The organism is Nostocoides jenkinsii Ben 74, assembly GCF_001046875.1.
In the GTDB taxonomy this organism is placed as follows: Bacteria; Actinomycetota; Actinomycetes; order Actinomycetales; family Dermatophilaceae; genus Nostocoides_A; species Nostocoides_A jenkinsii.
Window position 1 is genome coordinate 3647803 of the sequence record NZ_HF571038.1, and the last position, 9723, is coordinate 3657525.

Consider the following 9723-nt stretch of genomic DNA (forward strand, 5'->3'; position numbering starts at 1 on the left):
CCTTGCAAGGTGTCCGCAGTTGACTAACTGCTGCTAGCAGAAGTTCCTTGGGGTGCCCGGGCGCGGAGGGCGTCGGCGTAGCGGGTCAGGGCGGCGCGGTAGAGGTTGGCGTCGTCGTCGGTGGCGCGGGCCAGGAGTGCATCGATCAGGTCGGCGACGACGGCGTCGGGCTGCCCCGCGTCCAGGCGTGCCAGGGCGCGGAAGGCCGCGACCGCGGCGCTCTCCGGGCGCTCCGTCGCGAGGGTGTCCAGCAGCGCGATCGCCTCGGCGTGGCGGTCGAGGTTGCGCAGACTTGAGGCCAGTTGGATCCGGGCGCGGTGGCGATGGGGCTCGGGGAGGCCACCAGCGAGGGCTCCCTCATACAACGGGACCGCCTCGGCCTCGCGACCGGCCGCATCCAGGGCACCCGCGAGTTCGTATGCCGCGCGCGCGTCCCCCGGCATCTCCGCACGGAGCGCCGTTGCCTCCGTCACCTGCGCCTCACCACTGAGCACGGCAAGAGCGTCGAAGGCATTTTCGCGCTCGTGTTTCCCTTGTGCCCGAACGACTTTGCGTCGGATGTCGGCGGCTCCGTCCGGCGTAGCGCCTTGACCGGCGAGCCACTCGACCGCGGCTGTTCGCTGCTCGTGCGTCATGATCGCGATGACGTCACCATCGGCGGCGTGCTCGGCGAGCGAGACGAGGGCCGCGAGTTCAGTGGGATGGCTCGGCGCCTCCCCCACCCCGGCCAGGGCCAGGCCGGCGCCGAAGTGCGCCTCGAACTCGGCGAGCGTCCGGCCCCGCAGGTAGTGCTCTTTGTGCGCGATCACCACGTGGTCGGCGCGCTGGCCGGCGATCTGGCCGAGCGCCGCCAGGATGTCGTCGGTGCGGTCACCGGCGGTCCCGAGGGCCAGGAACACCCGACCACCGGGGGCGGCCAGGCCGCGCGCCACGTCGAGCAGTGCGGCGAGGCCGGCCTCGTTGTGAGCCAGATCGAGGATCACCGAGGCGGTGCCACCACTCACCGGCAGCGAGTAGATGTTCATCCGGCCCGGATTGAGCCGGTCGTCGGGGTTGAACGTCCGCAGCGCCTCCTGGACCGCTGCCCGCGGCAGCCCGAGCCCGAGCCCAGCGGCGGTGGCCGCCAGAACATTGGCGATGTTGTGGACCGAGAGCCCAGACAGGGTCGCCGGCACGTCCGTCAGCGGGGCGATCTTGACGGTGGCTCCGCCCGGCTCAAGGACGGTGATATCGCCGTCGCTGACCGTGATTCCCCGCCCGCCGGCATCGACGGCGGCCCGCAGCGCCGGCGTCGTCGGGTCCAGCGCGAACGCCCACGGCCGCCCCGAAGACCGGCCGTGCATCGCCCAGACGCGCGGATCCTCACCGTTGAGCACCGTCCAGCCGTCCGGCTTGGTGACCGTCGTGACGATCGCCTTGACCTCGGCCAGTTGGTCGAGCGTGTCGATCCCCTGCAAACCCAAGTGGTCAGCCGAGACGTTCGTGACGACCGAGACATCGTTGTGGGTGACGCCCATCCCCTTCAGGAGCAGTCCGCCGCGCGCCGTCTCCAGCACCCCGATCTCCAGATCAGGAGTTTCCAGGACACCGCGGGCACCGGCCGGGCCGGAGTAGTCCCCCGGCTCCACCATCTGGCCCATGACAACGACCCCGTCGGTCGAACTCCACGCAGTCGTCTTGCCCGCTGTCATGCACATGTGGGCGAGCAGCCGGGTCGTCGTGGTCTTGCCGTTGGTCCCCGTGATCGACGCGACCGGCACCTTCGGCGTGATCGCACTGGGCCGGCTGCCCGCGCGGGCCGACATCATCTCGTTCGCAATGGCCGTCGCCAAGGCTGCGGGCTCACCCCCGGCCAGCACATCCGTCAGGAAGCCCGCCAAGGACTCGCCGAGGACCCAGGCGCGGCCGCGGCGGCGCCATACGGCTGCCACGACGACGTCCTCGGGGGCGGCCCCAGCACGCACTCGCACACCCACTCGGGAGGTGCCCGCCGCCCGGGCGATCGTCCGAATCGACTGTTGCGCAACGCGACCGAGGAACGCACGCCGCTGAACCGAGCCCGGCTCACCAACGCGGGCGCGCATCCCGAGGGCGTCCGCGACCGCCTTGACCGAGGTCGTCGGCGCCTCCAGATAGCCGGGCATCGACAGCATGACCTTGACGGCCGGCCTGGTGAAATAGAGGTTCGGGCCTTCGAGGAGCCGAACTTCCTCGGTCACAACGGGTTCAGTCACAACGGGTTCGGTCACAACAGATTCGGTCGCGGGCGGTTCGGTGGTGCCGGTGTCACTCACGGGCGTTATTGCCCCATGGCGTGGACGCCGCCGTCAACGTGGACGATCTCGCCCGTCGTCGCCGGGAACCAGTCCGAGAGCAAGGCAACGCACGCCTGCGCCGCGGGCAGCGGATCGGAGACATTCCAGCCGAGGGGGGCGCGCTCGTCCCAGATCCGCTCGAACTGCTCGAAACCGGGGATGGACTTCGCGGCCGTAGTCCGAATGGGACCGGCGGCGACGAGATTGCAGCGAACTCCCTTGGGCCCCAGGTCTCGGGCCAGGTAGCGATTCGTCGACTCGAACGCGGCCTTCGCCACCCCCATCCAGTCGTAGACCGGCCACGCGAACTTCGCATCGAACGTCAAACCGACGATTGAGCCGCCCTCGGCCATCAGCGGCAGCCCCGCGACCGCGAGCGCTTTGAGGCTGTAGGACGAGACCTGCAAGGCGGTGGCGACGTCCTCCCACGTGCCTTCGAGGAAGTTGAACGCGCCCTGCGGCGCAAACCCGATGGAGTGCAGGATGCCGTCGAGAGAGTCGGTGTGTTCGCGCAGCCGCTCGGCGAGGCTGTCGAGATGCTCCTGGTTGGCGACATCCAACTCGACCACCGGCGGCGTGCTGGGGAGCCGCTTCGCGATCGTCTGCGTGATCTTCATCGTCCGGCCGAACGACGTCAGAATCACCGATGCCCCCTGCTCCTGCGCGAGCTTGGCGACGTGGAACGCGATCGAGGAGTCCATCAGGACCCCGGTGATCAGGAGGGTCTTGTCTTTCAGCAGCATTCCGATCCTTTCGTATGCCGTGCGCTCGCTCCCGACGGGAGCCTCGCCGAGCGTTGGGGGTGCGGGAAGCGGGGGGGTCAGTGCCCCATACCGAGGCCACCGTCGACGGGGATGACCGCCCCGGAGATATAGGCGGCGTCGTCGGAGGCGAGGAAGACAACGGCGGCAGCGACCTCGGCCGGGGTGGCGAACCGGCCCGCCGGGATGGCCGCCTTGTAGGCCTTCTGCCGGTCCTCGGGAAGCTCCGCCGTCATATCGGTCTCGATGAACCCCGGCGCGACGACATTGGCCGTGATGCCGCGGCCGCCGAGTTCGCGCGTGATCGAGCGAGCCAAGCCAACCAAGCCGGACTTGCTGGCGCTGTAGTTGGTTTGACCGGGGCCGCCATAGAGGCCGACGACACTGGAGACGAAGACCAGTCGGCCGAAGCGCTTCTTGATCATCCCGGCGCTCGCCCGACGGGCGCACCGGAACGAGCCGGCGAGGTTGGTGTCGATAACGGCGTCGAAGTCGGCGTCCGGCATCCGCATGAGCAGGCCGTCCTTGGTGATGCCCGCATTGGCGACCACGACTTCCACCGGCCCGCCGAACTTCGCCTCGGCCGCGCTGAAGGCGGCGTCGACGGAGGCGGTGTCACTGACATCGCCGGCGACCGCCTCGAGGTCCTCCGGAGCCTCGCCCGAGCGGGACATCACGACCACATGGTGGCCGGCATCGCGCATCGCCACGGCGATGGCCAGCCCGATCCCTCGATTGCCGCCGGTCACCAAGACGTTACGTGCGGTCATACTCGGCCTTCCGTCGCATGGGTGCTGCCCGTCACCTCTGAACCTAGTGGACGGCGCGGTCGACTGCATCGCCCGGGCGCGGCATACGCTGGGTTGGTGAGTAGGGAGCCGAGCACCGTCCAGTCGGTGACCTCTGCCCACGAGAGCCTGGCCGAGGAGCAAAGCGCTCGGATCAAGAAGTACCTCATCACGATGGCGATTCGCACCGCCTGCTTCATCCTGGCCGTCGTCCTGACCGGCTGGATGCGGTGGACCGCCGTCGCCGGAGCCGTTCTCCTGCCGTATGTCGCCGTGGTGCTGGCCAATGCGGTCAAACCGAGGGCGGCCGGGTCGGTGCAGGAGGTGACCGAGGTGGTGCCTTTGCTGCGCGCCGAGGCGGAGACCTTGGAAGGCCAGGTCGTCGAGCACCGCGACTAACCCGGCTCAGCCGCCGATCGCGCTCATGGGGCGGTCGGGTTGGTGGAAGTCCGGGCTGCCGATGCCGTGCCCCCGGGCCTTGCGCCACATCTCGCCGCGAATGATGCCTTCGAGGTCGTCGTCGGTTGCGCCGGCCCGCAGTGGCGTGCGCAGGTCTGACTCGGAGTTGGCGAACAAGCAGTTGCGCAGTTGCCCATCGGCCGTCAGGCGGACCCGGTCGCAGGCCGCACAGAACGGTGCGCTGACGCTGGCGATGATGCCGACGGTGTGCGGGCCGTCATCGATCAGGAAACGCTCGGCCGGGGCGCTTCCCCGCCCGTCGAGCGGCGTGAGTCGATAACGCTGCTCCAACTCGGCGCGGATCTCGGCGGCCGTGACCATGGTGGCGGCCTGCCACTCATGACCGGCGTCGAGCGGCATCTGCTCGATGAAGCGGAGTTCGTAGTCGCGCTCGATGCACCAGGCCAGCAAATCGGCGACGTCGGCGTCGTTGACTCCGCGCATCGTGACGGCGTTGACCTTGACCGGAGTCAGTCCGGCGTCGTGGGCGGCCTTGAGCCCGGCTTCGACGTCGGCCAATCGATCCCGTCGCGTCAGGGAGAGGAACTCCTCCCGGTCGATCGTGTCGAGGGAGACATTGACCCGGTCGAGCCCGGCCTCCTTCAGCGGGGCGGCCAAGCGTTCGAGGCCGACGCCATTGGTCGTCATGGCGATCGTCGGGCGCGGGTCGAGTTCACTGATTCGGCCGATCAGCGACACCAGCGATCGGCGCAGAAGCGGTTCGCCGCCGGTGAGCCGGACTTGGCGCACGCCGAGCCGGACAAACAGCGCGATCAGCCGGACCATCTCGTCATCGGTGAGCATGTCCGGTTTGGGCAGCCACGGCAGACCTTCGGCGGGCATGCAGTAGGTGCACCGCAGATTGCAGCGGTCGGTCACCGATACCCGCAGATCCTTGGCGATGCGCCCGAAGGTGTCGACCAGCGGACCGTCCGCGCCGGGAGGCGCGCTCGGGCGCACCGTCGGCAGCGGGAGGTCGGTCATGGCGTCCACTCTAAGTTGTTACGGTTGCCGGGTGCTCCGCCGCGTGTTCACCCTCCGCTGGTTGGGTACTCTTCTCCTCGCGGCGCTGTGGTCGGTCGCGGCATATCACCTCGGCCATTGGCAGTATGACCGCCACCTCGCCAAGGTCGAACGCAACGAGCGGATCGATGCCCACTATGGCGCCGCGCCCGTGCCGCTGACCGGGGTGCTCGCGGCGACTCCCCTGCCATTGGCGGCCGAGTGGACCCACGTCACCGCGACCGGAACGTATGGCGAGCAGCGACTCGTCGTGCGCGGGCGCACCGTGGACGGCGAGGTGGGGTATGAGGTGCTAGCCCCGTTCCGGGTCGACGGCGCCATCGTGGTGGTCGACCGCGGCTGGATTTCGCAAGGCCAACGTGGGGCGAGCGACGTGCCGGTCGTCGCTCCCCCGCCGGCTGGCGAGGTCACGTTGACCGGGTGGGTGCGGGTCGGAGAGCAGTCCCGTGGCAAGGCGAGCACCCCAGGGCAAGTCGCCAGCATCAACCTCGCGGACATCTCGGCTGCCATTGGCGAGCCTGTCCTCGGGGGCTATGTCATTTTGGAAAGGGACTCCGCGCCGGCCGGTGTCGGGTTGACACCCACGGTGCTCGGGAAACCCGACAAGGGCCTGGGGCCGCATCAGGCCTACGCCTATCAGTGGTGGATGACGATGCCGCTGGGATTCGTGCTGATCTACTACGGCCTGCGCCGAGAACGTGACGCGGACGAGGACGCTCTCCCGGGGGCACCGGCCCGCCCGGCCAAGCCGAAGAAGGTCCGGATTTGGGACGAAGAGGACGCCTGACCCGCCGACGATTGACCCGCTGAGCCGACCACGCGATCCGGTGGTGGGGTCAGCTTCTGGGGATCAGGTGGCGACCGCCGCGTCGTCGAGGAACTGGGTTCGATAGAGGTCGGCATACAGCCCGCCACGCTCCAACAACTCGTGGTGACGTCCGCGCTCGACGATCCGGCCTTCGTCCACGACCAGGATCTGATCGGCCCGCCGGATCGTCGACAGTCGGTGGGCGATGACGATGGCGGTCCGGCCATGCAGCGCGGTGTCCAGGGCGCGCTGAACCGCCAACTCCGACTCGCTGTCGAGGTGGGCAGTGGCCTCGTCCAGGACGAGAAGGCCGGGGCCTTTAAGCAACAAGCGGGCGATCGCGACGCGCTGCTTCTCGCCGCCGGAGAGGCGATAGCCGCGATCGCCGACCACGGTGTCAAGGCCCTGCGGCAGGGACTCGATCAGCGGCAGGATCTGGGCGGCCCGCAGAGCGGCAGTCATGTCGGCCTCGTCCGCATCGGGACGGGCATACAGCAGGTTGGCCCGAATGGTGTCGTGGAAGAGGTGGCTCTCCTGGGTCACGACACCGACGGAGGCGGTGATCGAGGCGAGCGTGGCGTCACGCAGGTCGATGCCCTGCAATCGGACGGCACCGGCCGTCGGGTCATAAAGGCGCGCAAGGAGATTCGTGATCGTCGTCTTGCCCGCGCCCGAGGGGCCCACTAGGGCGATGAACTCGCCCGGCGCCGCCTGGAAGGTGATGTCGTCCAGCACCACGGCGCCACGGGCCCGGTCGCCGGTGGCGCCGGCTTCCAACGACCGCAGTGAGACCTCGTCGGCGCCGGGGTAGGCGAACGAAACATGGTCGACGTCGACAGCGACCGCGCCACTGGGAAGGGGCTGGGCATCGGCACGCTCTCGGATGGCCGGGACCAAGTCGAGGATCTCGAAGACGCGAGTGAACGAGACGAGGGCGGTCATGATGTCGACGCGGACATTGCTCAAGGTGGTGAGCGGACCATAGAGCCGCGCGAGCAGGGCGGCGAGTGCGATCAGCGTCCCGACCGTGAGGGTCTTGTCAATCGCCATCAGGCCGCCGAAGCCATAGACCATCGCGGTCGCGAGCGACGCGATGAAGCTCAGCGCGACAAACAGCACGGTGCGGTTCATCGCGATCTTGATGCCGATGTCACGGACTCGTGCGGCGCGAGCGGCATACTCCCGGTCCTCTCGGTCGAGGTCGCCGAAGAGCTTGACGAGAAGGGCCCCGCCGACGTTGAACCGCTCCGTCATCCGGGTGCCCATCTCGGCGTTGAGGTTCATCTGCTCGTGGGAGAGCGCTGCGAGCCGGCGGCCCATCCACCGCGCGGGCAAGAGGAAGAACGGCACCAGCAGGAGCGCGGCGAGGGTGAGCTTCCACGACAAGACGATCATCGCGGCGAGGATCAGGGTGAGCGAGACGAGATTGCCGACGACGTTGGAGAGGACGGACGTGAACGCCTGCTGCGCGCCGATGACATCGTTGTTGACCCGGCTGACGAGGGCGCCAGTCTGCGCCCGCGTGTAGAACGCAATCGGTTGGCGCACAACGTGACTGAAGACCTCGCTGCGGAGGTCATAGATGAGGCCTTCGCCGATGCGGGCGGAGTACCAGCGCGAGATGATTGTGACGACGGCGTCCAAGACCGCGATAACGGCGACGAGCGCCGCGAGCACGGTGACCACCGAGCGGTCCCCCGGGATGACGCCGTGGTCCACGAGCCGCGCCAGCAACAACGGCGCCGCGACAACGAACAGAGCGTCCACGACAACCAAGACGAGGAAGGCGGCGATGATGCCGCGCATCGGACGTGCGTAGGACAGCACCCGGCGGGCGGTGCCCGGGGGCAGCTTCGTCTCGGCCACACTCCCGTCACGGGTGAGGCTGTGCATCACCTGCCAAGGGGACATGCTCATGGCATCATCCAACCCCGCAGGCGGGGCTGGGATTCCCTCAGCTCCGAGCTGCGTCCACGCGATCGAGGAGCAGGCGGGTGAGGGAGTCGGTGTCGGCCAGGACGCCGGCCGCAAAAGGTATGCCGCGCTCGGCGCAACGCCGCATCATCCGATCGCGCAGCACACCCTCGGCGATCATCGCGCTGACCCCGACGACGCCGGCCCGAACGTCGAGTTGTCGCAACGCGGTGGTCAGCGGCAGGTGGTCGTCCAGGGTCGCGAAGGCGTAGCGGCGCTCGGGAATCAAGTCCGCCCGCAGCCGCTCCACGAGCTCGTCGACGGCGTCGCGGCGAGAGGAGCCGGCGAGATAGACGACCACCTGGCACTCACTGCGTTGCCGGAGCAGTTCCTCAAGGGCGCGGGCCAGCAGCACGTCGGGGCCGAGGGCGTCGGTCGTCAGGATCTCGCGGCCCGACGCCTCGGCCAGCACCTGAGCCGCAGCGGGGACGTCCACCCGCACGTGAAACGCGCGGGTGAGCAGGACTGGCACGAGCGCCACCGGCCCCCGTCCATCTGCGTCGCCCACCTCCGCGAGTCTCGCGCCCACCTCCGCCACGCTCGGCGGGTGGTGATCCAGGTATGCCGCGCGCACGGCGAGGTGGGGCGCGGCGGCGGCCACGCGGCATACGAGAGAAGAGACGTCCCGGGCGTGTCGTGGGTCAGGGGAGCCGTGGGCGAGCAAAACGACGTCGCTCGCGGGCCCGTCCGATCCCGGGTCGGGCGTCGTCACAGGTTCGTGGCGCCGAGGGCCAGGAGTTCATCGCGCACGGCGACCACGTCACCGATGACGATGACGGCCGGGGATCGGACTCCGGCTGCCGTCGCGTCCGCGGCGGCGCGCTCGAGTGTTGTCGTCGTGGTCCGCTGCGCCGGCGTCCACCCAGACTCGATCAAGGCAACGGGGGTATGCGGCGCGCGCCCCGCCGCGATGAGGCCCGCCGCGGTCTCGGCGAGCCGGCTCACCCCCATCAGCAGCACCAGGGTTGCGTCGGGAGCGGCCGAACGGGCCGCTGCCAGAACGTGTTCCGGGCCGTCATGGGCTGACGCCATCACGAAGGAGGCGGTCACTCCGCGCTGGGTGACCGGGATGCCGGCGGCAGCCGGGACCGAGACCGCGGAGGTGACCCCCGGCACGACCTCCACCGGTATGCCGTGCGCCGCGCAGTGCAGCATCTCCTCGCCGCCGCGGCCGAGGACGAAGGGGTCACCGCCCTTGAGCCGCACGACGAGTTGGCCTTCCTTGGCCTCGCGGACGAGGATCTCGTTGATCTCGAACTGCGGCACCGGGTGATGGCCGGGGGTCTTGCCGACGTCGATGACCTTGGTGCGCTCGGGGAGATGGGCGAGCAGACCGGTGGCCCCGAGCCGGTCGGTCACCACGACATCGGCTTGGGCCAGCAACCGCCGCCCGCGCACCGTGATGAGGTCGTCGGCGCCGGGACCACCGCCGACGAGGGCGACCCGCCCCGGACGCTCGGCGGTGGCCGCCGCCGTGCCGCGGACGCGGTCGACCGGCAACTGACCCGTCTCCATGCCGATCAGGATGGCGTCGCGCAGGGCGGTAGACCGGCGGGGGGCTGCCCCGCCGGGCACCGCGACCTGCACACCATCGG

At 69.4% G+C, this 9723-nt stretch carries 9 protein-coding genes; 2 read left to right on the top strand and 7 right to left on the bottom strand.

What is annotated here, in order from left to right:
• Window positions 1-23: 23 nt before the first annotated feature.
• From BN13_RS17375 to fabG, 3 genes are all read right to left on the bottom strand, one after another.
• Window positions 24-2234, bottom strand: coding sequence for a tetratricopeptide repeat protein (locus BN13_RS17375; protein ID WP_235434107.1), 2211 nt, complete (start codon window positions 2232-2234; stop codon window positions 24-26).
• A gap of 65 nt (window positions 2235-2299) precedes the next feature.
• On the bottom strand, window positions 2300-3058 hold the full coding sequence (gene fabI, locus BN13_RS17380; RefSeq protein WP_048548477.1) for an enoyl-ACP reductase FabI: 759 nt from the start codon (window positions 3056-3058) through the stop codon (window positions 2300-2302).
• Window positions 3059-3135: 77 nt separating this feature from the next.
• Window positions 3136-3846 carry a 3-oxoacyl-ACP reductase FabG gene (fabG, locus tag BN13_RS17385; protein WP_048548479.1) on the bottom strand — a complete coding sequence of 237 codons (711 nt, stop codon included), beginning with the start codon at window positions 3844-3846 and terminating at the stop codon, window positions 3136-3138.
• 126 nt (window positions 3847-3972) lie between these two features.
• On the opposite strand from fabG, the gene BN13_RS20510 reads away from it, so the two are divergent.
• Window positions 3973-4263, top strand: a complete 291-nt coding sequence (locus tag BN13_RS20510; RefSeq protein WP_235434108.1) for a DUF3099 domain-containing protein — start codon at window positions 3973-3975, stop codon at window positions 4261-4263.
• Between the two features lie 6 nt (window positions 4264-4269).
• On the opposite strand, the gene moaA is transcribed toward BN13_RS20510, so the two are convergent.
• On the bottom strand, window positions 4270-5307 hold the full coding sequence (gene moaA / locus BN13_RS17395) for a GTP 3',8-cyclase MoaA (protein ID WP_048548484.1): 1038 nt from the start codon (window positions 5305-5307) through the stop codon (window positions 4270-4272).
• Here moaA and BN13_RS17400 point away from each other — a divergent pair.
• Window positions 5306-6133, top strand: coding sequence for an SURF1 family cytochrome oxidase biogenesis protein (locus BN13_RS17400; protein WP_456152397.1), 828 nt, complete (start codon window positions 5306-5308; stop codon window positions 6131-6133). The genes moaA and BN13_RS17400 overlap by 2 nt on opposite strands.
• A 63-nt stretch (window positions 6134-6196) precedes the next feature.
• Here BN13_RS17400 and BN13_RS17405 read toward each other — a convergent pair whose 3' ends face one another.
• The 3 genes from BN13_RS17405 to cobA form a co-directional block, all read right to left on the bottom strand.
• Complete coding sequence (locus tag BN13_RS17405; RefSeq protein ID WP_048548486.1) at window positions 6197-8071, bottom strand: ABC transporter ATP-binding protein; 1875 nt, start codon at window positions 8069-8071, stop codon at window positions 6197-6199.
• Between the two features lie 37 nt (window positions 8072-8108).
• A complete protein-coding gene (locus BN13_RS17410) occupies window positions 8109-8840 on the bottom strand; it encodes a sirohydrochlorin chelatase (RefSeq protein ID WP_084733859.1) in 732 nt (243 codons plus the stop codon).
• Window positions 8837-9723: uroporphyrinogen-III C-methyltransferase (cobA, locus tag BN13_RS17415; protein ID WP_048548489.1), on the bottom strand; the 887-nt coding region annotated here is incomplete at its 5' end. The genes BN13_RS17410 and cobA, both read right to left, overlap by 4 nt.

Bases quoted from the DNA above. Each gene is read 5' to 3' on its own strand.
- fabI (WP_048548477.1), bottom strand. From the start codon at position 3,058: ATGCTGCTGAAAGACAAGACCCTCCTGATCACCGGGGTCCTGATGGAC.
- fabG (WP_048548479.1), bottom strand. From the start codon at position 3,846: ATGACCGCACGTAACGTCTTGGTGACCGGCGGCAATCGAGGGATCGGG.
- BN13_RS17400 (WP_456152397.1), top strand. From the start codon at position 5,306: ATGGCGTCCACTCTAAGTTGTTACGGTTGCCGGGTGCTCCGCCGCGTG.
- moaA (WP_048548484.1), bottom strand. From the start codon at position 5,307: ATGACCGACCTCCCGCTGCCGACGGTGCGCCCGAGCGCGCCTCCCGGC.
- BN13_RS17405 (WP_048548486.1), bottom strand. From the start codon at position 8,071: ATGAGCATGTCCCCTTGGCAGGTGATGCACAGCCTCACCCGTGACGGG.